The organism is Stenotrophomonas sp. YIM B06876, assembly GCF_030711595.1.
Classification (GTDB): Bacteria; Pseudomonadota; Gammaproteobacteria; order Xanthomonadales; family Xanthomonadaceae; genus Stenotrophomonas.
In genome coordinates, this window is sequence record NZ_JAUJUJ010000669.1 from 1 (window position 1) to 308 (window position 308).

General features: G+C 65.3%; 1 protein-coding gene. It reads left to right on the plus strand.

Annotated elements, in window-relative coordinates; translation table 11 throughout:
- Window positions 1–308 (plus strand): 3-isopropylmalate dehydratase small subunit (gene leuD, locus QZH66_RS18950; protein ID WP_305807312.1); only part of this gene is annotated, 308 nt, incomplete at both ends.

Consider the following 308-nt stretch of genomic DNA (forward strand, 5'->3'; position numbering starts at 1 on the left):
ATCCCCAAGCAGTTCCTCAAGTCGATCAAGAAAACCGGCTTTGGCGTGAACCTGTTCGACGAATGGCGCTACCTGGACCCGGGCGAGCCCGGCCAGGACCCGGCCAGCCGCCGGCCCAACCCCGACTTCGTGCTGAACCAGCCGCGCTACGCGGGCGCCTCCATCCTGCTGGCGCGCAAGAACTTCGGCTGCGGATCGAGCCGCGAGCACGCGCCCTGGGCGCTCGACCAATACGGCTTTCGCGCCATCATCGCGCCGAGCTTTGCCGACATCTTCTTCAACAACTGCTTCAAGAACGGCCTGCTGCC